This window comes from Streptomyces sp. NPDC021096 (genome assembly GCF_040641275.1).
Taxonomy (GTDB): Bacteria; Actinomycetota; Actinomycetes; order Streptomycetales; family Streptomycetaceae; genus Streptomyces.
In genome coordinates, this window is record NZ_JBFADG010000037.1 from 25,101 (window position 1) to 47,078 (window position 21,978).

General features: G+C 71.0%; 27 protein-coding genes and 1 pseudogene. 25 read left to right on the plus strand and 3 right to left on the minus strand.

Annotated elements, in window-relative coordinates; translation table 11 throughout:
• The first annotated feature begins 100 nt into the window (after positions 1–100).
• Complete coding sequence (locus AB0G59_RS27840; protein WP_360917120.1) at positions 101–745, plus strand: HAD family hydrolase; 645 nt, start codon at positions 101–103, stop codon at positions 743–745.
• Between the two features lie 4 nt (positions 746–749).
• A complete protein-coding gene (locus tag AB0G59_RS27845) occupies positions 750–1,589 on the plus strand; it encodes a DUF1932 domain-containing protein (RefSeq protein WP_360917123.1) in 840 nt (279 codons plus the stop codon).
• A 7-nt stretch (positions 1,590–1,596) separates the two neighbouring features.
• Here AB0G59_RS27845 and AB0G59_RS27850 read toward each other — a convergent pair whose 3' ends face one another.
• The 3 genes from AB0G59_RS27850 to AB0G59_RS27860 form a co-directional block, all read right to left on the minus strand.
• Positions 1,597–2,172, minus strand: a complete 576-nt coding sequence (locus tag AB0G59_RS27850) for a guanylate kinase (protein ID WP_360917125.1) — start codon at positions 2,170–2,172, stop codon at positions 1,597–1,599.
• On the minus strand, positions 2,169–3,203 hold the full coding sequence (locus AB0G59_RS27855) for an AAA family ATPase (RefSeq protein WP_360917128.1): 1,035 nt from the start codon (positions 3,201–3,203) through the stop codon (positions 2,169–2,171). Before AB0G59_RS27855 ends, AB0G59_RS27850 begins: the two co-directional genes overlap by 4 nt.
• A gap of 377 nt (positions 3,204–3,580) precedes the next feature.
• Positions 3,581–3,910, minus strand: a complete 330-nt coding sequence (locus AB0G59_RS27860; protein WP_360917131.1) for a GntR family transcriptional regulator — start codon at positions 3,908–3,910, stop codon at positions 3,581–3,583.
• 431 nt (positions 3,911–4,341) lie between these two features.
• Between AB0G59_RS27860 and AB0G59_RS27865 the strand changes: the two genes are divergently transcribed.
• The 23 genes and pseudogenes from AB0G59_RS27865 to AB0G59_RS27975 all read left to right on the plus strand — a co-directional run.
• Positions 4,342–4,890, plus strand: coding sequence for a hypothetical protein (locus AB0G59_RS27865; protein WP_360917134.1), 549 nt, complete (start codon positions 4,342–4,344; stop codon positions 4,888–4,890).
• A gap of 122 nt (positions 4,891–5,012) precedes the next feature.
• The gene (locus tag AB0G59_RS27870) at positions 5,013–5,303 is read left to right on the plus strand and encodes a hypothetical protein (protein ID WP_360917137.1); all 291 of its coding nucleotides are present in this window, start codon (positions 5,013–5,015) and stop codon (positions 5,301–5,303) included.
• Positions 5,304–5,505: 202 nt separating this feature from the next.
• Positions 5,506–5,958: a hypothetical protein gene (locus AB0G59_RS27875; protein WP_360917140.1), complete on the plus strand. Its 453-nt coding sequence runs from the start codon at positions 5,506–5,508 to the stop codon at positions 5,956–5,958.
• On the plus strand, positions 5,955–6,464 hold the full coding sequence (locus AB0G59_RS27880) for a hypothetical protein (RefSeq protein WP_360917143.1): 510 nt from the start codon (positions 5,955–5,957) through the stop codon (positions 6,462–6,464). Before AB0G59_RS27875 ends, AB0G59_RS27880 begins: the two co-directional genes overlap by 4 nt.
• A complete protein-coding gene (locus tag AB0G59_RS27885; protein ID WP_360917146.1) occupies positions 6,461–6,970 on the plus strand; it encodes a hypothetical protein in 510 nt (169 codons plus the stop codon). Before AB0G59_RS27880 ends, AB0G59_RS27885 begins: the two co-directional genes overlap by 4 nt.
• Positions 6,967–8,802, plus strand: a complete 1,836-nt coding sequence (locus AB0G59_RS27890; protein WP_360917148.1) for a hypothetical protein — start codon at positions 6,967–6,969, stop codon at positions 8,800–8,802. Before AB0G59_RS27885 ends, AB0G59_RS27890 begins: the two co-directional genes overlap by 4 nt.
• Before the next feature lie 86 nt (positions 8,803–8,888).
• Positions 8,889–9,458 carry a hypothetical protein gene (locus AB0G59_RS27895; protein WP_360917151.1) on the plus strand — a complete coding sequence of 190 codons (570 nt, stop codon included), beginning with the start codon at positions 8,889–8,891 and terminating at the stop codon, positions 9,456–9,458.
• 2 nt (positions 9,459–9,460) lie between these two features.
• Positions 9,461–9,700: a hypothetical protein gene (locus tag AB0G59_RS27900; protein ID WP_360917154.1), complete on the plus strand. Its 240-nt coding sequence runs from the start codon at positions 9,461–9,463 to the stop codon at positions 9,698–9,700.
• A 132-nt stretch (positions 9,701–9,832) separates the two neighbouring features.
• The gene (locus tag AB0G59_RS27905) at positions 9,833–12,214 is read left to right on the plus strand and encodes a hypothetical protein (protein ID WP_360917157.1); all 2,382 of its coding nucleotides are present in this window, start codon (positions 9,833–9,835) and stop codon (positions 12,212–12,214) included.
• 10 nt (positions 12,215–12,224) lie between these two features.
• A complete protein-coding gene (locus AB0G59_RS27910; RefSeq protein ID WP_360917159.1) occupies positions 12,225–12,650 on the plus strand; it encodes a conjugal transfer protein TraB in 426 nt (141 codons plus the stop codon).
• Positions 12,651–12,706: 56 nt separating this feature from the next.
• The gene (locus tag AB0G59_RS27915) at positions 12,707–13,159 is read left to right on the plus strand and encodes a protein kilB (RefSeq protein ID WP_360917162.1); all 453 of its coding nucleotides are present in this window, start codon (positions 12,707–12,709) and stop codon (positions 13,157–13,159) included.
• A gap of 136 nt (positions 13,160–13,295) precedes the next feature.
• Positions 13,296–15,647 (plus strand): hypothetical protein, encoded by a 2,352-nt coding sequence (locus AB0G59_RS27920; protein WP_360917165.1) that lies wholly within the window; start codon positions 13,296–13,298, stop codon positions 15,645–15,647.
• A 75-nt stretch (positions 15,648–15,722) separates the two neighbouring features.
• Entirely contained in the window at positions 15,723–15,917 is a 195-nt protein-coding gene (locus tag AB0G59_RS27925; RefSeq protein WP_360917168.1) for a hypothetical protein, read from the plus strand.
• A gap of 85 nt (positions 15,918–16,002) precedes the next feature.
• On the plus strand, positions 16,003–16,545 hold the full coding sequence (locus AB0G59_RS27930) for a hypothetical protein (RefSeq protein ID WP_360917171.1): 543 nt from the start codon (positions 16,003–16,005) through the stop codon (positions 16,543–16,545).
• A gap of 70 nt (positions 16,546–16,615) precedes the next feature.
• On the plus strand, positions 16,616–17,110 hold the full coding sequence (locus AB0G59_RS27935; RefSeq protein WP_360917174.1) for an ATP-binding protein: 495 nt from the start codon (positions 16,616–16,618) through the stop codon (positions 17,108–17,110).
• On the plus strand, positions 17,107–17,754 hold the full coding sequence (locus tag AB0G59_RS27940) for a 2'-5' RNA ligase family protein (RefSeq protein WP_360917177.1): 648 nt from the start codon (positions 17,107–17,109) through the stop codon (positions 17,752–17,754). Before AB0G59_RS27935 ends, AB0G59_RS27940 begins: the two co-directional genes overlap by 4 nt.
• A 70-nt stretch (positions 17,755–17,824) precedes the next feature.
• Positions 17,825–18,367 carry a hypothetical protein gene (locus AB0G59_RS27945; protein WP_360917180.1) on the plus strand — a complete coding sequence of 181 codons (543 nt, stop codon included), beginning with the start codon at positions 17,825–17,827 and terminating at the stop codon, positions 18,365–18,367.
• 401 nt (positions 18,368–18,768) lie between these two features.
• The gene (locus AB0G59_RS27950) at positions 18,769–19,275 is read left to right on the plus strand and encodes a hypothetical protein (protein WP_360917183.1); all 507 of its coding nucleotides are present in this window, start codon (positions 18,769–18,771) and stop codon (positions 19,273–19,275) included.
• A 70-nt stretch (positions 19,276–19,345) separates the two neighbouring features.
• Positions 19,346–19,627, plus strand: a complete 282-nt coding sequence (locus AB0G59_RS27955; protein WP_360917185.1) for a hypothetical protein — start codon at positions 19,346–19,348, stop codon at positions 19,625–19,627.
• Positions 19,628–19,709: 82 nt separating this feature from the next.
• Complete coding sequence (locus AB0G59_RS27960; RefSeq protein ID WP_360917188.1) at positions 19,710–20,000, plus strand: hypothetical protein; 291 nt, start codon at positions 19,710–19,712, stop codon at positions 19,998–20,000.
• 234 nt (positions 20,001–20,234) lie between these two features.
• The gene (locus AB0G59_RS27965; protein WP_360917191.1) at positions 20,235–21,080 is read left to right on the plus strand and encodes a ParA family protein; all 846 of its coding nucleotides are present in this window, start codon (positions 20,235–20,237) and stop codon (positions 21,078–21,080) included.
• Positions 21,080–21,865, plus strand: a complete 786-nt coding sequence (locus tag AB0G59_RS27970; protein ID WP_360917194.1) for a hypothetical protein — start codon at positions 21,080–21,082, stop codon at positions 21,863–21,865. Before AB0G59_RS27965 ends, AB0G59_RS27970 begins: the two co-directional genes overlap by 1 nt.
• Positions 21,866–21,885: 20 nt before the next feature.
• Positions 21,886–21,978 (plus strand): annotated as a pseudogene (locus AB0G59_RS27975) (16S rRNA (cytosine(1402)-N(4))-methyltransferase); the annotation flags it as partial.

The following is a 21,978-nucleotide window of genomic DNA, read 5'->3' on the forward strand; positions in this document are numbered from 1 at the left end:
AGATCGATGATTCCCTGAAAGATACACGATGCGATCGCCGGATGGGAGAAGCTGTCACCGCGAACTGCGGTCCATCCGATGCCCGATAGGCTCCGTGCCCGTGTCCCGCCTCGCGTTCTTCGATCTGGACGGCACGCTGGCCGACCGGCAGTCGGCACTCAGCGACGCCGTGACCGGCCTGTGCCGCGCCCATGCTCTCCCGCCAGCTGCCGAACAGTGGCTGCGCACCGAGCTGGCCGACCGCGCGAACGCCGCCGACTTCGTCCGGCTGCGAGACGTCTTCGGCCTGGAGGTGCCCGCGGAGCAACTGTGGCACGAGTACGTCGGCCTCATGGCGGCCGCCAGCATCTGCCGCCCTGAAGTCCTCGAAGGACTGGCTCGTCTGCGAGCGTCCGGATGGACGATCGGCATCGTCACCAACGGGGCCAGCGACATCCAGCGCGCGAAACTTACCGCGACCGGCCTCGCCGACCTGGCCGACGGCGTCGCGGTCTCCGGCGACCTGGAGATCCGCAAGCCGGACCTGCGCCTCTTCGAACTCGCGGCGTCCCGCTGCAACGTGAACCTCGCGGACGGCGGATGGATGGTCGGCGACAAGCCCGGGGACGTCGTCGGCGGACACCAGGCCGGCCTGCGCACCATCTGGCTGCGCGGCCGCCCCTGGCCCGACGAGCTTCCCGCTGCGCACCACGTCGTCGGCGACGTCACCGACGCCATCGCCATCTTGCTCAACGAGACGGAGTAGCCCCGTGGACCAGCCGACCGTCGGCATCCTCCACCCTGGCAGCATGGGCGCCGCCGTGGCAGCCTGCGCCGCCACCAACGCGGCCTCGATCGTGTGGTGCGAGGCCGGGCGCAGCCCCGCGTCCGCCGCGCGCGCCGCGCAGTTCGGCCTGACGGCTGTGGCCACGCTGCCCGAACTGGCGGACCGAAGTGACATCGTCATCAGCCTCTGCCCGCCGGCCGCCGCAGAGGACGTGGCCCGCGACGTCGCCGGGCACGGCTTCGCCGGGGTGTACGTGGAGGCCAACGCCATCAACCCCGAGAGGGCGGCACGAATCGCCGGGGTACTCGAGCCGACCGCGACCGTCGTGGACGGCGGAGTCGTCGGCTCCCCGCCCGTGCGCGGCAAGACGCCGACGTTGTACTTGTCCGGGCCGACCGCCGCGACCACCCAGGTCGAAAAGCTCTTCGTGGGCACCGCGGTCCGGACCAAGACGCTGGGCATCGAGGTCGGGCAGGCGTCCGCGCTCAAGCTCGCGTACGCCAGCTTCCAGAAGACCTCGCGCGTGCTGGTGGCACTCGCCATCGGGTTGGCGCGTGAACACGGCGTCGACCAGGAGCTCATCGAGGTCGCCTCGCGGCGCGGCGGCTCGTACCTCTCCGAGCCCGAGTACATCGCCAAGACCGCGGTACGAGCCTGGCGATGGGGCCCGGAGCTGGAGGAAGCCGCCGACATGCTCGCGGCCGCTGGCCTCCCTCCGGAGATGCTGCGTGCGGCCGCCTCGACGCTGGCACGGTGGAACGACGCCAAAGACGCCCGTGAGCTCACGCTCGCCGACGCCCTCAACCGGCTCGTCCAGCCGTAACCCGGGTTCATGCCGTCGCCGCTCCCGCTCGTCGGTCCAGCAGCTGGTCGATGAGCCGGGCTGACTCTTCCGGCGATGCGGTCGACGTGTCCAAGGTGAGGTCCCACACCTGGTCCGGGTGGGCATCGACGTCGTCCTGCGTGGCCTGCCACGCCTTGATCCGGGCCTTGGTGTCCGCGTCGCCGCGCCCGACCGAACGCACCTCGGTCTCCTCCTGGGTGCACCACAGCAGCACGGTCGTCCACCGCGCCGGGTACGCCTCGATCACCGCGCGTACCCCTTCGATCTGCCCCAGGTGCAGCACGGGAACGAGGCCGGCGGCGACGATCTCGTCCAGGCCCGGCTTGTCCACCACGTACGTGTTGCCGTACCGGGAGTTGGCGTAGATGACGTCCCCGGAGGCTTCGAGCGCAGCCAGATGCTCCGCGGTTCCCATCCGATAGCCGCTCGTCTTCCCGCTGCCGACCTTGAGGCGTTGGAAGAGCGCGTACGTGGAGTCGAGCTCGGTCAGGGCCCGGGTCACGGTGTCCTTCCCGGCGGCGGGTGGGCCGCACAGGATCACAGCGGTAGGCAGAGTGGTCATGCGTACATCCTCCCGAGGGCGAGCTTGGCCTGGTCGGCCAGGCTCACTGCGGAGCCCAGCCGGTTGTCGACGACGAAGTGATCCACTTTCGGCGCGAAGTCCACGTCGACGCCCTTGACGTACTCGTCCCAGTTCGCCAGCTTCCAGGCGTCCCGGGCCGCGCTGCGGAAGGTGATGTACTCCTTCATGCTGTCGTGATCGCACTTCACCCAGATCACGGCCATCTCCGCGCCGAACGACCGGCACCGGTTGCTCGTCCGCTGCAGCCAGGTCGGATCGGAGAACTCTCGCAGGAACGGGGCGTCGAGCACGGTACTTATCCCGGCCTTGATGTTGTCGAACGCCGACTCCATCAGGCACTGGTACTCCGGATCCCGTGCCTTCTCCAAGTACAAGGGGGTGTGCCGGTCGTGCGGGTCGCCGCCGTGGGCCACCAGCAGGGCCTCCACCAAGGGCCGGGTGAGGCTGTCCTTGTCCAGCCGCGGCCACCCGGTCAAGTACGAGATGAAATCGGCGAGCTCCGACTTCCCGCTGCCCGCATACCCGCCGACCAGCACGAGGTGCGGCCGGTGCGGGTCACCACCGGTGTGCCGCCGACGCCAGGCATCCAGGATCCGGTGACGTAGGCCGTGGTGGTCGACCTGTCCGCCGGGGGTGATCTGCAGCAGAGCCGACTCCACCGCCAGGACGTGAGCCCCTGTCACCTTGTCGTTCTGCGGGGTCAGCCCAGGCAGCTGTGACTGCTCCTCGTGTGGAAGCCGGCTGCGGAACCCCAGCTCCCACGGCGTCGCGTTGTACAGCAGGCAGTACACCCGCTGGTAATGCGGGTTGGGGTAGGACTTTCCCGATTCGTGGTTGGAGATCGTCTGGAAGTTCGCCTGGAGCCGGATCTTTGCAGCCTCCGCGACTCCCCGCAGCTGTTCGCCGGCCGCCTCGAGGGTCAGCCCGTGCGCTTCACGGTGTTTCCGGAGCGCGCCCGGCACCCACCCAGGGTGTTCTCTTGCCACGTCGTGCCCGCCGATCGTCTCCATGTCCTGGAGGCTAGGGCTGCCTCGCGGGACGCCGGTATCACTGCCTCGTTGAAGGCTTCGTTGAAAACAGCCCCTGAGCTGCACTGATATCCATGAACGTAGTGCGGCACAGAGGGGGAATCCGTCATTTCAGGCCGAGACCAAATGCGCTGCCGTCGCCTCTACCAGCTGCTTCTCCTGTCCCTACACGCGATTTCAACGAGCAGCACCACTCCGTTGAAGCCAGGGTTGAAGTAGACCCGAAGCGCATCGTGATACTCCCGCACCTCGAACCCCTGTTGAGTTGTCGCACCAAAGATCGCAGCTCGCAGGGGGCTTCCATGCACTGCCGCTCACTACCGCCGTCGCACTGGCCCACCGGGCCGCTTGCGACGATGTCAGTCATCGCGCCTTTGCTCGATCCTGTCCAGACGTGCGGAGAGTTCCGCGACCTGGGACTCAAGAGCCCTGAGACGGGCAGTTGGGTCCAAGTCGGCGTTGCTCTTGGTGCCGCTGACGAACGAGCCGCGGCCTTGATGGGAGTAGATCAACCCGGCGGTGCGCAGCTCGGTCAGAGCTCGCTGGACCGTGCCCGCCGCGACGCCGTACTCCTCTGCCAGCTCTCGGGTGCTCGGCAGCTTTGTGCCGGCCGTGAGTCGCCCGAGATGGATCTTCTCGCTGTAGTCCTGGACGATCCGCTGGTATGGCTGCACGGCCTCGTTGCTCATGAGCGACATCGTAGAGCGACCCCCTCGACCTAGCTAGCTTTCATAGCTTCACCAACTTGCTTGACACACCCCGGACTGTATCAGGTAAGTTAGCAATGTCGATGAAGTGGAGGCGGCTGGAACCTCGCCTCCTGACGAGCCAGGTCCTCGCGGACCCGGCTCCCTCACCCGGAACCGCGCCCACCCGCGGCGCCGGATGAGGGAGCCGGACCACCGGTCCCCTGCAAAGCACCCTTGAAAAACAGCAGTTGCCGCCAGCTTGAGCGCAGCGGCCGGGGTCGAGCCCTCGCTCCCCCAGCCGTCGGTAGCTGTACCGAATAGATCAACCACACACCTTGCACAGCGCTGCTGCGCTGTCTGTCCGCCAGGCCACCGGAAGGTCGGCCCGGCCTGGCGGGCGGACAGCGCAGCACCAGCCCCAAGGAGGTCTGATGTCGAAGAACCGCGTCCGTACCAAGCGCAACAACAGCCGCAAGCCCCTCCTGCTCAGCTCGCTCAAGCCGGAAGAGTTCAACGTCCGCCCCGGCGAGGAGAAGACGCTGCTCTGCCAGGACTGCCGCTCCTGGCACCGGATCATCGGCTTCACCACGCTCAAGGTCGACGAACACGTCGGCACCGAGCACGGTCACGGTCGGCCGGAGGACCGCTGCCCAGGAAGCAACCAGATCGTCGTCGTCGACATCGACGTCAAGGCGTGGCAGGCCCGTCAGGACCGTCTGCTCCGCGACGCGGTGCCCGCCGAGACGCGGCGCGCAGCCCGGCAGTTTCACAAGCCGCTGGGAGCGCCGCCGGTGCCGGTCCACCGCATCGCCGCCCCTCGCCCGCCCGAGCGCAAGGTCCCCCGCGCTGCTCAGTGGCGACGCGTCGAGTCGGCCGTGCGTCGGACCGACGAACAGCGCCTGAAGGCCCGTGGCGTGCCGCTTGAGGTCCCTGACCTCACCACGGACGCAGTCCGCCAGGAGCTGGCGCGCCAGTCGTAGCCGCGCACTCTACGAACAACCACGGCCGTTGCCACCTCGAACAGGGTGGCAGCGGCCGTGGCTGCTCGTACGGCAGCCGACTGAAGCGGACCGATCCACACCCTTTATAGAAGGGGCATCAGATGACCACGACCCCGATCCCCAGGACGGCGAAGACCGCCGCGGCCTGGCTCGCCGAGGCCGACGACCTCTACGCCAGGGCCCGCGACATCCTCTTCGTCGCCGGTGACACCAAGCTCCTGCTCCACCGTCAGAGCGCCGAGGCCGCCGCGGCACTTGCCCAGCTCGCCGGGTACGCCCGCTCCCGCTCCCTCGACCTCACCACCGCCGAGTGCCACATCTGCGAGGGCACCGGCCAGATCGGCACCTCCACCGGCGTCGCGCCCTGCTACAACCGCGCCGCCCACCGCTAGATCCCGCTCCGGCCCCGGCGCTCTGCCGGCGGCCGGTTCGGGCGGCGCCCGGTACGCGTCCGGCCTCACACACTCCCCGAGGCTGGGACGGGGTTCGATTCCCCGGCCGCCCACGCACCACGGCACGAAGAAGGGCCCCCGGGGCGTGCATCCCCGGAGGCCCGCACGGACCGTCTCCACCACCTACGACGAAGGAGTCCGCGTGGTCACCATCATGCCCGAGACCGCCCTGCCGGTCCGCGCCGAGGACGCCATCGGCGAGATCGAAGACGCTCTCGCCGGAGCCCTGGAACTCGTCTCCGCCGTCGGGGCGCTGCACCCCGGCATCGAAGTCAGCTTCAGCGTCGAGGCCGGCTGCCTGGCCGCCGACATCCGCCTCACCGCCGACACCCGCCACCTTCTCCCCCGCCTCGCCCGGCACTTCTCCTCGCCCGGCTGGTGCATGCCCGCCCCCGGCGTCGCCCGGGCGGTGAGCACCATGGCGGGCGGCAGGGTGTCCGTCACCGTGACCGGCCCCGGCCCCGACCCCGAGGTGACGGCCGCGATGAAGGCCACCACGGCCACCGCCGACGCCGCGGTGTGGCTCGACCCCGAGCTGCGCGCCGCCTTCGACGCCAACCGCGCCGCCGAGATCACCGGGGGGCGGGCCGCATGAAGTTCCTCAGCCGCAGGCGCTACCGCCAGCTCCTCGACGCCGAGGCCGCCGTGCTGAAGCTGACGCGCAGCGTGGAGAACACGCGCGTGATTCTCAAGGCGGGCGATCGCCTGCTCGCCGAGAAGAACGAGACCATCGCCGCGCAGGACCGCACGATCGCCTCGACCGAGCAGGCCCTCAAGCAGGCCGAGGAAGACGCGACCGAGTGGTCCACCGCCTACAAGGAGCAGGCCGACGTCCTGCGCCAGACCCGCGAGGCCCTCACCGCCGCCTCCGCCGACGCCGCCGTCGCCCTCCACGGCGAACTCAAGGTCCACGTTCTGCAGCGCGGCAAGGACATCGTCGGGGTCCGGCGCAGCAAGGAGGCGAGCGTCGCCCTCGCCCACCGGATCGACAGCAACGTCACCGACGACCCCGACCGCTGGACGTACCGGCCCGGCCCCGTTGCCGACGACCAGTTCCGCAGCACCGCGTGCACCATCCCGGCCAGCAAGGAGGCGTCATGACCAGCCGCAGCCGCCGCTCCCGCATTGCCCAGGGGGCGCACTACTTCGTCGGCCTGGTCGCCCCCGCCGCCCTGGCCGCCGGCTTCATCGACCTCTCCCTCCGTGTCCCCGACCGCATGCTGCGCCCCGTCCACCTGGGCGGCCAGGACCACCACGCCCTGGTCGCCGTGGCCACCGTGGCCGTGCTGTTCGCCTGGTGGGAGTTCGCCGCGCCGCCGCTGGACCGGGCGATCGAGCGTCGCTACCTGGCCGGTCTCCCGGTCCGCGAGTGGCTGGACCACCTGGGCCTGACCCGCGCGTGGCAGCGACCGGCCCCGACTCCCGCCGACTTCCAGCGGGCCCACGGTGAGTCGTCGACGTGGTCGGCGATCGAGTTCGAGCAGCACCAGAACCTCGCCCTCGGCCAGGCCCGCCCGTACCAGCAGCCCGCCGTCGGCCCGGCCCCCCAGCGCCTCGCGCTCGCCCCGGCCCCGCAGTACCAGAACCAGGAGCACCACGCCGGATGAACACCACGGGTGTCATCGACCTCGCAACCCTCCGCCCCCTCCCGCCCCCGGAACCCACCCCGTTCGAGCTGCTGGCCGTGGCCGAGCAGCACGCCGAGGCCGAGGCGGACCGGATCATCACCACCGCGCAGGCCCGCGCCGAGGACACCATCGCCGCCGCCCGTGCCGCCGAGGAGGCGGCCGGGCGGCGGCTGGACGCGGCCCGCGCCGAGCAGGACGAGGCGGCCAAGGCGCTCGACCACACCCGCAAGCGCGCCACCGAGATCCTGGCCACGAACCGGGAGATCACCGACGGCATCCGACGGCAGTTCGATGCCCTCCTGGCCGACGCGGCAGCGGTCGCCGGTCAGCTCACCACCCGGGCGCACCAGCTCCGCGAGGAGGCCGCCGACACCAACGCCAAGGCCGCCGCCGCTCTGGAGGCGGCCACGGCCGAGGCCGAGCATCGGGTGCGCGAAGGCTGGACCGAGGCCCACCGCCTGGTCGAGCAGGCCCGGATGGAGGCCGCCACCGTCGCCCACACCGAGGCCCTGGCCCGGCAGCGGGAGAAGACCGAAGCGGAATCCGATCTGGAGGAAAAACGGAAGGCCGTCCTCACCGAGGTCGAGGAGCTGCGCGCCACCGCGACCGCCGAGGCGGCCGCGGTGCGCAAGGCGGCCAAGGAGGAGGCCGCGGGCGTCACGGCCAGGGCCCGCACCTTGCTGGAGCAGGCCCACGAAGGCCACGACAAGCGCACGAAGGCCGCCGAGTCCGAGGCCGAGAAGATCCTCGACGATGCCCGGCACAAGGCCGAGGCGGCCCTCGCCGACGCCCGGCGCAAGACCGAAGCCGCCGCCGCTGCGGCACGGACCACCGGGGAGGAGGCCGTCCGGAAGGCCGAGCAGGTCCTCGCCGGTGCCCAGGCGCAGGCGCAGGAGATCCGGGCCGCTGCCGACGACCTGATGGCCCGGGCGGAGAGGCACTCCAAGTGGTGGGTCGGCGTCGCCCGCAAGGCGCGGGCCATCAGGGGCTGGGCCGACCGTACCTTCGGCAAGCTCCTCAAGACCCTGGCGAAGATCTGCGGCTTGGGCATCGCCGCCGTCGGCGAGTACCAGCTCGCGATGCTCGCAGGCTTCGGCCCCTACCTCTCTGTCCTCTTCCCCGCGGCCTTGGACCTGTACGTGATCTCCACGTACCGCAACGCGAAGAAGGAGGCGAAGGGCTTCCAGGAGAAGCACGTCGCGGTGCTGCTCGCGGTGTTCTTCAACGGCATCGACCGGCTCGCCGAGCAGCACGTGATCGCTCTCGGCGCGGACGGACAGGCGCCCTGGTGGCTGCTGCTGGCCGTCTCCTCGATCGGCCCGGTCGTCGTCTGGCGCGTGCACGAGCTGGAGAAGGACCGGCACCGCATGGAGGCCGGCACCGGCACCCCGGCCGGTGGGAGCACCGGTGAAGCACCGGGCGGCGCCACCGGTACTACCGCCTCCACCGGCACCGGTAATCCCGCCTTCGCCAGCGGCGGTACTACCGCTTCTACCGGTACCGGTGATCCGGCTTCTACCGGTGGCGGTAGTGCGAGCGGCAATCCGCGTTCTACCGGTACCGGTAGAACGGGCTCCACCGGTGGCGGTAACCGCACCGGTAACGGTGGCCGCCACCGCAGCAGCACGGCCGGTAAGGCCACCGGTAGCAAGCGGGCCACCGCTCAGCAGCGCGAAGCCGTACGGGCCCGCGTCGCCGAGATCATCGCGGCGGGCGGAACCCCGTCACCCACCGCTCTCGCCGCCGAACTCGGCGGCGAGGTGGACCCCGAGTGGGTCCGCAATCAGATCCGCGCCGTCCGCGCCGCCTGAGCGCGCACGGCGAGCAAGCCGCGGGCCGGGCCCGCCTTCTGCCCCCGCACGACGGCGGGCCCCTTCCTCGAGAGGAGATCACCACCGTGACCGAGATCGAGCACGTCGCCGAGGAGACCTTGAACCGTGTCCCCGCGGAGTTCCGGCCGCTGCTCAACCTGGACCACCTGACCACCTTCACGCTGGACCGCCAGCGCGAGCACAACAACGACGTCTCCGGCTACGAGGCCGGGTACGTCGTCTTCCAAATCGCCCTGCGTTCGCAGCACATCGACGGCGACCACCGCTTCGCCGCCCGCCTGCGGGCCCGCAAGGTCGAAAAGCACTGGAGGGCCCTGGTGAAGGCGTCGCGGGACGCCGCGCAGGCGATGGAGTCGCTGCGCCTGGCCTACGCCGACCACGTGCGCGTGGTGCAGGCCCTGCCCGGCGAGCGCGCGCAGAAGAAGGCCGACCGGGAGCAGAAGAAGGCCAGCCGCCGCACGTCGGTGAGCGCGCTGGCAGCGAAGTCGCTGCACAAGACGGCCGCGTCGATGGCGCCCCGCCCGCCGGAGGGCGAGGTCACGGACGGTGAAACCGGAGCGCACGCATCCGACCCCGCGGCCGGTGCCCGGGTGGTCCGCGGCGTGAACGACCTCTTCGACCGCAAGGGGGCCTGACGGTGTCCCAGATGCCCACGGCCGGCGAAGCGCGGGCCGCCCGGCGCAACGCGCACTGGCAGGACCGCCAGCGCCGTCAGATGGAGCAGCGCGGCGACGCGGGCCTGGCGGAAGCCTGGTACGACCGGGTCCGCACGATCTGCAAGGACCGGGCTGAGGCGGGCGATCCGGAAGCCTGGCGCGACCTCGCGCGGACCCTGGAGAACTGGGTGGAGCGCCAGACCAGCCGTCACGGCACGTAGCGGTCATCACCATCATCATCACCCTGGGGCGGACCGGGTCCGGGGGTCAAGGCGGGCGCGCGGGCGCATGGGCGCGCGGGCGCGCGAGGATCCCTCACCTGGTCACTCCCTGTCAACCCTCTGGAGAAGCCCGTGGCTGACGACAACCGGAGCGCGGACGGCGGCGGAACCGTCGTCTCGTTCCGCCCCCGCGGAGGCGCCTCACCGGGGCTCCCCCCGCTCCCGGGCGCGCCTCCCCCGGCGCCGCCCACCGCCCCGCCGCCGCCCCCGGACGACACCGAGCCGGACGGCGACGGGGCGGCCGCACCTCCGGCGCCCCGCCGCCGGCGCTCGGTGGCCGACTCCCTGACCGCCCTCACGCCCTCCCTCCCGCCCGCTCCCGGCGCTGCCGCCCCGGCCGTCACGCTCCGTACGGAGGGCCTGGACCCCGACGACGAGGACGGCGAGGAGGAGGCCGATGGTCCCGGCCTCGGGACGCTCGGCCTCGCGGCCGCCCTGGCCGTCGCGCTGGCCGCCCTGCGGGGCACCGCCACCGCCCTGCAGGACCGGCGGCAGCGCCGCTTGGAGAAGGAGGCGGAGACGGCGCCGCTGCGCGAAGCCCGCCTCAAGAACCAGCTCGCCGGCGAGACGGCGGCCGCCAAGCACGGCCTGGCCATGCAGGGCCTGCACGACAAGGCCGCCCAGCGGCGCGCCAAGGCCCTGCCCTCCAGCCACGACTACGGCCGCAAGGCCCTGGGCGGCGGCCGCGGTTCGCTCACGGGCGGCGGTGGACGCAGCAGCGGCAGTGGTGGCGGTGGTCGCGGCTCTGGCGGCGCGGGCCGTCCGGCGAAGCACGGCTCGACCGGCGCGGGCAGCGGCGGCCCGAAGCAGAGGACCGCACCCGGCGCCACGAAAGCCCCCTCGGGCAGGACGACCTCCCCCAGCACCGGCGGCGGTGGCCGCGGCGCCGCGTCGAAGGGCTCCGGGGCGGCGGGGCGGACGGCCCCGAAGAGCCCGGGGAAGGGCATCGTGGCGCCTTCGAACGGCCGCTCGCAGGGCGGGAAGCACAGACCGTCCCTGGAGCGGGCCAGGGGCCGCAACGAGCGGCGTGCGGCCGCCCAGGCCGCCCGCCAGCAGAGGCGCGGCGCCCGGCACGCCGCCGGCCTCGAAGAACGGGCGCAGGTACGGGGCGCGTCCCGCCAGCGCAAACAGGCCGCTCAGGAGGCCCGCCGCGCGGCGAAAGAAGCAAAGCGGAACGGCAAGCGGAACGAGAAGAAGGCCGCCGACGCCGGCCGCGTCACGCTCGGCGAGGCCACGGTCAAGGAGATGCGGCGGCGGCTGAAGAAGCGCCGCAAGCACCTCGACCCGCCCGTGCTGAGCAAGGTCAAGCGCAAGAAGAAGGACAGCAAGGGCAAGGACGGCGCGAAGCCGGCGGTGGCCAAGGTCGACCTGACGAAGAAGCCGAAGCCGGGCTCCGGCCCGGCCCCGAAAGTCGACCTCACCAAGAAGCCCAAGGCCCCTGGCCCGGGCGCGGGCAGCACCGCTCCCAAGGTCGACCTGACGAAGAAGAAGGCGAAGAAGCCCGGTCCGGGCGCGGGCGGGACGGCGGCTCCGAAGGTCGACCTGACCAAGAAACCCAAGACCCCCAAGACTCCCGGGGCGGGCCCGGGGAGCGCGCCTCCCAAGGTCAATCTGAAGAAGAAGCCGGGCAGGCCCAAGGGGCCCACTCCGGGCCGCGGCAAGGGCCGGGGCACGGGAGGCGGCAAACCGGCCAGCGGCGGCGGCCCGTTCGCCCGGCACAAGCAGCGCCGCAAGGACCGGACCCAGCGCGCGGGCCAGCGGGCCAAGGCCAAGGCAGGCCAGACCGGAGGCACCACCGGAGCAACCGGCCCCGGGGCGTGGACCGGCGGGGCGCGGCGCAGCGCCTACGACTCCATGCGCGCCACCGACCCGTTCGGACAGACGGTGATCACGGTGGAGAGCCTGCACGTCCCCGGCTCCCGGGCCCGCCGCTGGGAGCCCGCCGCCGTGACCACCGGGGCCCGGGCACTTCCCGTCGGCACCGGCAACACCAGCACCCCGATCGCGAAGGAGGCATCCGTGGGCACCGCGCCCGCTGTCACCACCCCCATGCAGGCCGGGATGAGCGCCGAGCACGCCACCGAAGTCACGCTCGACGACGTCATCGACTTCCTGGACACGGTGGTCTCCCAGGCGTTCGCCACGCACGACGAGTGCGTCGTTCTCGCGGGCGAGGCGAAGGAGATCCGGTACGCGCTCGACGAGCTGGCGGCCGTCCTGGCCGCCAAGCACAACATCATCGGCACCGTCACCGGCCGCGCGATGCACAAGCTCGCCGAGTCGATGGAACTGCTCTCCCGCAAGGCCGAGGAGATGCAGACCGAATCCCTCAACGGCGCCGAGACCTGCGAAGTGGCCAAGACCGAGATGGACGACGCCTACCGCCCGTACACCCAGGCCACCGCCGACGCGGGCCTGCGCACCCCGTCCGCGCGCATCCACAACGAGCACTAGGAGGCCGATTGTGTCCGGCGACATCGTTCCCCACGGCGGGGCGCTCCCGGCGATCCCCGCCGACGGCGAAGGGCTGGGCTTCCTCGCCCTCGGCGCCCGCGTCACCGCCCTGACCACGCAGGCCCTGCTGCTGAAGGAGAAGGTGTGGGCCCTGCAGCGGCGGATGAACAGCAACGCCGACAAGGCCAGCCACATGTCGGAGATGTGTGACGCGGCCGAGGTCGACCCGCAGCACACCGCGCTCATCCTGGAAGGCTCCGCCGCCTTGCGGAAGGTGGCCGACGCCTCCGGCGACCTGGCGAACGCGGCCGACGTCATGCAGACCGACGCGCAGGGCTTCAACGACGCCCACCAGGGCGAGTACGGCGGCATCCACGAGGTGTCGCAGTCCTCGCGCTTCAAGCAGCCCAAGCCCGGCTTCAACGAAGTCAAGTAGGAAGCCGTGGGAGAACCGCTACCCGTACCTGCACTTCGGGGGACTGAGGGAGATTCATGTTAAGCACCGTTATCGCCGTGCTCGGTACCCTGCTCGGCGCCGTCGTCGCCGGGCTCCTCCAGCACCGCGTCGCGCGTACCGCCCGCGACGACGCCCGCATCGACCACCGCCGCGACCAGGAGCTGACGGCGGTGACCGACTTCGCGTCGGCCATCGCCAGCCACCGCCGCGCGATGACCGTCCGCGAGGAACTGCGGCTCACCGGAGCCGACCTGGACCGCCTCACCGAGGCCCGCGCCGAGTCGCACCACACCCGCTCGGCCATCGAAGCACCCAAAGTCCTGGTCGCGGTCCTCGCCCCCTCGCTCGCCCCGGCCGCGGAAGAGGCCGCCCAGGCGTCCTACGCGATCCGTAACGCCGCGAACCTGGAAGAGCTCGCCGCGCTCCGGGAGGACGCCATCAAGGCCGCCGATCGCTTCGTGGCCGCTGCCGCCCACCGCTTCGCCTAACAAGCAGGGCCGCCCACGCATCGCAGGTGCCAACCGAACACCCCGCCCGCCTCTGATCGCGGAGCGGACACGCAGCCCCAGGAGGGGGCCCGGTGCACGGCCGGGTCCCCTCCCCTCTTTTTGCCCCGGAGGGGACATGACGACCGAGATCGTGAAGGCCGAGCCCGTCGCCGAGGAGCGGGGGCTGACACGCAAGACCGCACGCCGCCTCGCCCGGGCGGAACGACTGGTCTACGGCGCGGCCGGCACCTGGGCCGCGATCGGACCGACCCTGGAACTGCCCTGGTGGGCCCACGGCGCGGCCATCGTCACCGGCGCCGTCGCCGGATGGCGGCTGTGGCGGCGCATGGAGGGCGACGACTGGACCGGCCAGCTGACCGCCGCGATGCGGACGCTGCCGGTGCTGGGCTGGTCCGCCACCTACACCGCCAGCCTGCTCGCCCCCGTCTTCCACTACCCCAACGGCTGGCCGATGCTCGGCGCGGCGGCCTGGACGGCCGTCATGGTGCCGATGGCCCCCTTCACCCGCTCCAAGGGGCTGCGCCAGGCCGCGGAGAAGCTGCCCGTCCTCCAGGAGCCGCAGCCCGTCGGGGAGCCCGAGCCGGTCACCTTCCAGGACCACGTACGGGTGCTGTGGGCCCGGGCCCAGGTCACCGGCGAGACCGAACTGCACGGCATCCGCCAGTACCAGGCGGGCGAGCCCGACTTCGAGGCCGTCATCCTGGCCCCCGCCGGCCACGCCATGCCGCCCGCCCTGAACAAGCGGGCCATCGCAGCAGTCTTCGACGTCCCCGAAGATGCCGTCGACACCAGGGAACTCCCCGGATACGGCCCCGGCCGCCTCGCCGTCCAGGTCGCCCCCCGCCTCGCCGAAGCCCGCCACCACGCCCAGCTCCACGCGGCGATCGAGGAGACCCCCGGGCAGGCGCTGGAACGCATGTGGGCCGAGCACGTCGACATCACCGGCGGCGCCGCCCCCGGCGTCGACCTCGTCCAGCACGACATCGGTGAGGACCAGATCCGGCTGTGGATCTCCTCCGCCCGCGGCCAGACGCTCAGCGTCAACCACGCCAAGCTCTGCAGCGCGCTGGAGATCGACGACACCTCCCGCCTGGTCATGGAGGGCGCGGGCCCGCGCGAAGCGGTCGTCTACATCTACCGCGCCAACCCGCTGCTCGAGGTCCGCGCCCCCACGCGCGAGGACCTGAGGATGGACGAACGCGGCCGGATCAGTATCGGCGTCGCCCACGACGGCAGTGTGGCCCGCATCCAGCTGTTCAACTTCGACACCGGCCGCGCCCAGCACGGCATCGCCGCCGGCACCACCGGCGCGGGCAAGTCCGGCCTGATGCGCCTGCTCGGCGCCGCCCAGCGCATCTCCGGCGTCATCTCCTGGATGGCCGACGTCCAGGGCGGCATGTCGATGCCGGAGATGGAAGGCCGCATCGACTACTTCGCCAAAGGCCCCGTCGAGACGATGAAGCAGCTGCGCGCCCTGCACGCCGTCAAGGTCTACCGCGAGAACCACAGCTCCGGCCGCGGCGACTTCGACTTCCACGGCCAGTGGCGCGTGATCCAGTGGACCGGCGACGAGATCAACCGCCTGCTCTCCTCCCTGGACCAGGACATCCGACGGGAAGCCGCCTGGATGATCGGTGACCTGCAGAAGACCGGCCAGAAGGTCGGCATCGGCGTCGACCTGTCCGTCCAGTCCCTCCACCTCAAGGAGCTCGGCGACAACCACGAGATCCGCGAGAAGGGCAAGGAGGGCCACGTCGTCATGCTGCGCACCGCCTCCTCCTCCACCCAGGGCATGGGCCTGGACGGCATCGCCCCAGCGGGCGCGCACATCTCCCCCATCCCGGAACGGATCTACCAGGGAGCGGGAGCGAAGGAACTGTTCGAGGGCACCGCAGCCACCGAGGGCGTGCCGACCCCCGGCATGGGCTGGCTGATCACCGAGGGCAAGGCGACGCTTTTCAGGACCTTCGTCCTCAAGAAGGTCGCCGGCCGCTACCCGCAGCTCGAAGAACTGATGGACAGCTGCCCGATGCCGACCCTCACCCCCGGCGAAGCCCGCGCGGCCGGCGCCACCTACGCCCGCCGGAACACCACCGCGCCGGTGCCCGAGACGCCGCAGCCTGCGGACACCCCGTCAGCGCCGCTCGACGTCGCCACGGGCCTGCCCGGCCTGACCAAGGAACTGGAACACATCGTGGACGTCCTGGAGGCCGCGCGCGACAAGACCCCCGACGCCGAAGCCCCGTCCCCGTACGCCGCCGCGGCGAAGGCCCCCACGATCCGCCAGCGCATCCTCGCCGCCCTGGCCGACAAGCCCGAGGGCCTGGCCCTCAAGGACATCCGTGCGGCCGTCGGCTGCGGCATCGAGGGCGGCCCCGCCACCCGCAGCGTGAACAACGAAGTCAGCACGCTGGCCACCGAGGGCGCTCTGATCAACCTCGGCAGGTCCGTCTACCGCCTGCCCTAACCCACGCTCACCCGGGACCGGCTGGCCGAGCCGCTGGTCCCGCTCCCGGCAACCACCACGAAGGAGACCGTTTCCGTGGCCGTCAGCGTCAGCGCCGTCTTCATCCTGCTCGTCATCGTGATCATGCTTATGCGCTTCGGGTACATACGCGGCGGCAGCGCCATCGTCTGCATCCTGCTGGGCTTCTTCCTCGCCTCCACCGGGCTCGCCCCCGCCATCAACCAGAGCGCCCAGGCCCTCGCCCACGCGCTCGGGGCCATCCGCCTCTGACTGCCCTCTGAACACGCCGCGGGGACCGGCCTCCCGTCACAGGACGCCGGTCCCCGCAGTGCTCGCTACAAGGAGCCCACCCATCATGGCCGACCCCGTCCCCTACGTCAGCACCCCGCACCAGAACGCCTACCCCGTCCCCGCACCGCGCGGCGAAGTCGAGCTCTACGGCGTGCGCGTCCCGGCGGCCGTGGAGATCACCATGCCGGACGGCCGGGTGATGTGGGCCCACGAAGTCGCCCCCCGCCTCGAACCCGCCCCCGCCCACCAGGCCGGCGCCGTCCAGCCGGTGCCCGGGTGGGCAAAGGGAGTGTGCCTGGCCGCCGTCGCCCTCTCCGGAACGGCGCTGGCCATCTCCCTCGCGCTGCGCATCGCCGCCCCCGCCGTGACGGAGGTCTCGACCGCCATGACCGCGCTCTCCACCCTCACCCCGTTCGTCGTGCTCATCGCTGCCGTCGTCGGCTGGATCGTCATCCGCCTGCGCACCGCCACCGCGGCGAAGGCTGGTACCGAGCAGCAGCCCGAGCCGGCCCCGGTGTTCATCCACGGCCAGGGCGGCACCGGCGGCCGCCTGCTGTCCCCCGGCGGCACCGGGGTGCGCATCAAAAACCTCCACATCAACCGCTGAGCAGAGCACACAACCACCGCGGTCCTGGCCCTTCCCGGCCGGGGCCGCCCCATGTTCATGAAGGGAACCGATGGACCCGCTGAACCTCGAACCCGGCACCCTGTGCGTTCTCGTCGGCCCGCCTGGGTGCGGTAAGTCCAGCTTGGCCTCCCACTATCCGGCCAGCTGGCGCGTCTGCCTGGACGCCTACCGCAAGCTCGCCACCGACGACGAAGCCGACCAGTCGGCCACACCGGTCGCAGCCCAGATCCAGAACCTGCTCTTGGACGCCCGCCTCTCCCGGAACCTCACCACCGTGGTCGACAGCACCAACATCTACCTCCACGTTCGCGCCGGCCTCCTCGCCCGCGCCCGCTACTGGGAACGCCCCACCGTGGCAGTCCTCTTCGACATACCGCTGGTCGTCGTCGAAGCGCAGAACGCCGCCCGCAACCGCGTGGTACCGACCCACGTACTGCACGACCTCCACGCGCAGCTCCCCACCCGCGACCAGCTGCGCCACGAGGGCTTCAGCACCGTCCGGCTGGCCTCCGAGCTCACCGCGGCCGCGGGGGTCCTGCGGTGACCGGTCCGTTCATGGAGAGCTTCTTCGCCGGCGTCGAGTCGCGCAGAAATCCCTGGCCGGCGGGCCGGGCCGACCTGCACTGGCACTTGCTGTTCGACCAGGAAGTCGTCCGCGAGGCATTGGTGGAGCTGTACCGCGCGATATCCCACCGCCCCGGGCTCGCGCCGGTTCCGGCACCGTGGGTGCACTGCACCCTCCTGCACGCCGGCCCCGTCGACGACTACCGGGACGAGGAGATCGACGCGATCGTCGAGCGGGTCTCCAAGGAGTGCCAGATCATCTCCCCGTTCAACCTTGTCTTCGACCGGCCGACCGTCGGCACGGTGGCCGTGGAATGCGCCGCGCGCCCCGGTGAGCCCGCCCGCCAGTTGTGGGAGCTGACCGCCCGCGCTGACGCAGAGATCACCGGCGGCCGCTTCCCCCTGATCCCGGCCATCTACTACCCGCACCTCTCGCTCGCGTACGTCACCGACGGCCCTGACCGCCCGGACCGGCGCGTTCTGAAGGCCGCCCTGTCCGATCACAGAGGCGAGCCCGTCACCCTGCGCGCCGACCGTCTGAGCCTGGTCGCCCAGCGGCACGATCGCCGGCACATCACCTGGACCCCCATCGCGGAAGTGCCCCTGCAGGCCCCTGCCCACTGACCTCGCCCCTGATGAGGGGGTTCACGTGACCCACACCGACCGCCTCGCTTAGACCAAGGAGAAGACATCCATGGCACTCAGCCTGCCCACCCACCGCCCCGCCGAGCCGGACCCGGAAACCTGTACCCCGGAAGGCACGATCGTCGCCCAGCGCTACCGGGCCCTGGAAGGCGCCACCGTCCTCGTCTACACCGTGAGTGGCGAACGCGGCACCTCCTTCTACGCCGCCGCGTGCCTCGGCTGCACCTTCCGCGCAGCGGAGACCGCCGCGCGCACCCCGATGTCCGAGCAGGACGCCGCTCTGGCCGTCAACGCGCACGCGGCCGGATGCCGGGCGGTGCCCCGGGGTGTGCCGGCGGCGCCTGACGGCGACCAGGCTGCCAAGATCGTGCGCTCCCGGCTGTGGAGCAAGCGCACCTACAGCGACCAGCCGCGCACCGTGAATCTGAGCGACTTCCACCAGGACCGTGTCGACCTCCGGCGCCCGGCCGACTTCATCAAGCGAACGATGCTCCAGCTGGTGCGCGACGAACCGGACTTCCTCACCGCAGAGCCCTGCTCCAGCGGTACGGGCATTCGCTTCCTGGTCCTGCCGCACCCGTCACGGAGCTGACCGGTGCGTGCCCGAACCGCTCTGCTGCTGGCCTCCGCTGTCCCGGCCGTCCTCACGGCCGCCGCCGCGCTCGAGGCTGGCTGCTGGGAACTGGCCGTCTCGTGTCACGAGATCCGGCTCTCCCCCAGGCCCCGACCGGGCTGTCCCGACTGCAAAGGCGAGGGCGGCTGGTGGTCCGAGGGCCCGTACCCGGGCGGCGAGATCTGCTGGTGCTGGGACCGCCCGACACACAGGCTCCGGCTCCTACCGGTCCGTGACCCCTGGCCCGACGAACCGCCCTTCTGAACCGCAGACTCATCGCTCCGGCCACACCGGCCGGGGCGACAGCACTTCCGCCGCGCATCGGCAAAGGGCCGACCGCCCTGCCTCCGTCACCCGCTTCGAGATCAGGAGACTCCATCATGCAGCGTCCCGCCGTCTTCGCCGCCTTACTCGGACTGACCCGCGCCGCCAGCGCGATCGGCGATATGTGGATCCAGTCGGACTTCTGCGCCCGGGTGAAGGGGGCCTCCGACGAGGTACCGGTCACCTACGAGGACCCGCGCACCAAGGAGAAGACGGCCCACGGCACGGCCGACGGCCGCAAGGCGTGCCTGCACCACTGCCTCACCTACACCGCTACCCAGGCGATTCTCGCCGGGCTGGGCGCCCGTGCGCTGGGCATCCGGGTTCACCCCGGCGCGGCTGCGGCCGCGCTCGCTCTGTCCCTCGGAACCCACTACGCCGCGGATCGCCGGGTGCCGGGCAAGGGCGTCCTGGAGAAGCTCGCCACCCAGACCGGCAAGGAGGGCTTCTACCGCCAGGCCGACTTCGGCATGAACGGCGCCTTCCACCTCGACAGCGCCTGGCACCACGGCTGGGAGAGCCTCGCCGCGCTGATCGCCACCACGAAGGCGAGCACCCGGTGACCGGCCGCGCCCGCATCGAGCGCATCAAAAACCTCGACGTTAACCACAACCGCTGAGAGGACCCTGCCCTATGTCGTACGACTACGAGCTCGATGAAGCCCTCGGCCTCATCGGCGAGATCGACGAATCCCCCACGCGCGAGGAGTACGTCTCCCGCTGCCTCGGCCCCCAGCAGATCGGAGGCCGCTACCGCTGCGGCTACTGGGGCCAGGACTACCGGGTCGTCGCCATCGACCGCGGCGACGACGAACGCTGGTGGTCCATCACCGTCCAGTGGGACGACGGCCGCACCACGAACCACTGCACCGCCTGGGACGAGAGCAACGACCGCGTTATCAGTCAGCCCGAGTAGCACCCGCCACATCCGAACCGTTCCCCCGCCAGCTCGCACACCTGATCTGTACGCTCCCCGCACCACCCACCAGGAGGACTCCATGGCCACCGTCCACAACCACATCGCCCCCGGCGCCCGCATATCCGGCCCCGTCATCCAAGGGGCTGACTTTGCCGACATCACCTTTGCTCAGGGTCGCCGGGTTACCGCGGCCCCCGTCCCCGCCAACCCCGCCGCTGGCGTCGTCCGTGCGCCGGACGGCACCGTCGTCCTCCCCGAGCGCAACGCCCTCACCGTCGCCGGGCTGCTGCGGGACCTGGCCGCCCTCGACCCCGCCAAGGCTGAGCAGGCCACTGCCTACGCCCAGGCCATGACCGGCACGCAGAACTGATCCAAGGCCCGGTTCCCGCACATCGCGGGAACCGGGCCTTTTTCTGTTTCTGGGCAAATCCCTCATGGTCTCAAGGTGGTGGCGCCGGTGTTTCCCAAATTTGGGAATCTGGGGGCGCTACGCTCCTCCCGTGCGCTTAAGCCAGCACGACGTCCCAACCTGCGGCGATTTGCCGAAATGGTGTCTATGCGGCGAAGATCCAGCGCGGAACTGATCGTACAGGTGGAGGTTGGCGTGCAGAGGGTCGCGAACTACTCGGAGAAGGGAGGCGTCGGCAAGACGAGCAACTCTGCGGGCATGGTGGCGGAAGCCGCCGAACGCGGGCTCAACGTGCTCGCCGTCGACCTCGATCCCCGAGCCACGCTCACCGAAGAGCTCGGCGTGAAGGAACCACGCTTCACGATCAACGACCTCCTCTACATCGACCCGGAGGCCGACACCCTGCCGGGAGACCCCGCCGAACTCATCCACGACGCGATCAGCCGCGCTGGGGCGTCATGGCCGTCCAACGTCTGGGTGCTCCCCTCGGAGCGCCCTCTCGGTCGCCGTGAAACCGACGCCACCATGTTCGAGACTCGACTTCGCCGAGCCCTGGAGGGCCTGAACGGTGAGATCGACCTGGCCGTCATGGACGTCCCCCCAAGGGCTGGCGGCAAGCTCGCCACCTGCGCACTCATCGCCGCCAAGAAGGTGTTCATCCCGGCAACCCTGACCACGGACGGCCAGCTCGGAGCCGAGCAGGCGCTGCGCACCATCCGGTTCGTCAGTGCGCCAGGCAGCGGGATGAACGAGGACCTGGAGATCGCCGGACTGGTACGCAGCATCCTTCCCAAGAAGAACGACATGCGTGCCGTCAACCACTTCGTCAACGAGCGCATCGTCGAGACCTTTGGCGACATGGTGCTCGATGACCTGGACGCCGACGAAGGCCACTACTCCGGGATCGTCAGCTACTCCGTGCGCGAGGAGTGCCGACTGGCCTGCGCGCCGATCACTGCCGCTCCTGGCCGCGAGGCCAAGAGGCTCCGAGGGTGGTACGGACAGCTCCTGGATCACGCACTCGTACAGAAAGGCGCCTGATGGCATCCAAGCTGCTCCAGAAGGCCGCAGCGGCGGCATCCCCTGCCGGAGCGGGCAGGGCCGGCCTCGCGAAGGCGGCTGACCGTGCCGACCCAGCGGATACGCCGACCGGCCTCGTGCCGCTCCCACGCGCCGCTCGCGAAGGGACGGCGGCCGAACGCCTGGCGGTCCTAGAAGAGATCATCGGTAAGGCGCAGGACAACGCTGAACTCACCGTTAGGCAGGCGCGGGAGCGCTTCAACCGTGAGGCGGGCCCCGCCCTCGCGCTCATCCACGACGACGACCTGTGGAGCCCGGAGTACAAGAACTTCGTAGACTACGTGGAGCGCCGCTGGGGTTACTCGTCCACCCACGGCTACCTCCTCGTCGCCACGGCCAAGGTGCAGACGGCGCTCCCGGAGGGAGCGAATGCCAACACCGGCCACGTCCAGGTCCTCGCACCCGTTCTCCGGCACAACGGGCTGGAAGCCGTCACAGAAGCCTGGTCGAAATCGGAGAAAAAGAACGGCCAGCCCACTGCTGCGACGCTCAAGACGGCGGTAGAGACGCTCGGGTACGGCAAGCCGAAGAAGGCCATCCAGGGCGAAGTGCTCAACCGCACGGACCAGGCGCCCACCACCCCGAGCTCCCTCGGGCAGCTGGAGAACGCCGTGGCTCTCGCGAAACGGCACGTCACCCGAAACCTCGTGAAGAAGGCTCTCGAGGAGAACCCGGAGAAAGCCCGACGTGTTGCCCAAGACTTCGCATCTTGGGCAACATTGGTGACCCAGGCCGCTAAGGATTAGGCGGTCAGGAACGCTGGAGGGGCCACAGCGAGGCGCTGCTCACCCGCTTCCCCGAGGCGCGGCTCGTCGCCCTCGACCGGGACCCCACGGCCCTGGCGCTCGCCGGGGAGCGC

Bases quoted from the DNA above. Each gene is read 5' to 3' on its own strand.
- AB0G59_RS27850 (WP_360917125.1), bottom strand. From the start codon at position 2,172: ATGACCACTCTGCCTACCGCTGTGATCCTGTGCGGCCCACCCGCCGCC.
- AB0G59_RS27855 (WP_360917128.1), bottom strand. From the start codon at position 3,203: ATGGAGACGATCGGCGGGCACGACGTGGCAAGAGAACACCCTGGGTGG.
- AB0G59_RS27860 (WP_360917131.1), bottom strand. From the start codon at position 3,910: ATGAGCAACGAGGCCGTGCAGCCATACCAGCGGATCGTCCAGGACTAC.
- AB0G59_RS27865 (WP_360917134.1), top strand. From the start codon at position 4,342: ATGTCGAAGAACCGCGTCCGTACCAAGCGCAACAACAGCCGCAAGCCC.
- AB0G59_RS27870 (WP_360917137.1), top strand. From the start codon at position 5,013: ATGACCACGACCCCGATCCCCAGGACGGCGAAGACCGCCGCGGCCTGG.
- AB0G59_RS27880 (WP_360917143.1), top strand. From the start codon at position 5,955: ATGAAGTTCCTCAGCCGCAGGCGCTACCGCCAGCTCCTCGACGCCGAG.
- AB0G59_RS27885 (WP_360917146.1), top strand. From the start codon at position 6,461: ATGACCAGCCGCAGCCGCCGCTCCCGCATTGCCCAGGGGGCGCACTAC.
- AB0G59_RS27890 (WP_360917148.1), top strand. From the start codon at position 6,967: ATGAACACCACGGGTGTCATCGACCTCGCAACCCTCCGCCCCCTCCCG.
- AB0G59_RS27915 (WP_360917162.1), top strand. From the start codon at position 12,707: ATGTTAAGCACCGTTATCGCCGTGCTCGGTACCCTGCTCGGCGCCGTC.
- AB0G59_RS27920 (WP_360917165.1), top strand. From the start codon at position 13,296: ATGACGACCGAGATCGTGAAGGCCGAGCCCGTCGCCGAGGAGCGGGGG.
- AB0G59_RS27930 (WP_360917171.1), top strand. From the start codon at position 16,003: ATGGCCGACCCCGTCCCCTACGTCAGCACCCCGCACCAGAACGCCTAC.
- AB0G59_RS27935 (WP_360917174.1), top strand. From the start codon at position 16,616: ATGGACCCGCTGAACCTCGAACCCGGCACCCTGTGCGTTCTCGTCGGC.
- AB0G59_RS27945 (WP_360917180.1), top strand. From the start codon at position 17,825: ATGGCACTCAGCCTGCCCACCCACCGCCCCGCCGAGCCGGACCCGGAA.
- AB0G59_RS27950 (WP_360917183.1), top strand. From the start codon at position 18,769: ATGCAGCGTCCCGCCGTCTTCGCCGCCTTACTCGGACTGACCCGCGCC.
- AB0G59_RS27955 (WP_360917185.1), top strand. From the start codon at position 19,346: ATGTCGTACGACTACGAGCTCGATGAAGCCCTCGGCCTCATCGGCGAG.
- AB0G59_RS27960 (WP_360917188.1), top strand. From the start codon at position 19,710: ATGGCCACCGTCCACAACCACATCGCCCCCGGCGCCCGCATATCCGGC.
- AB0G59_RS27970 (WP_360917194.1), top strand. From the start codon at position 21,080: ATGGCATCCAAGCTGCTCCAGAAGGCCGCAGCGGCGGCATCCCCTGCC.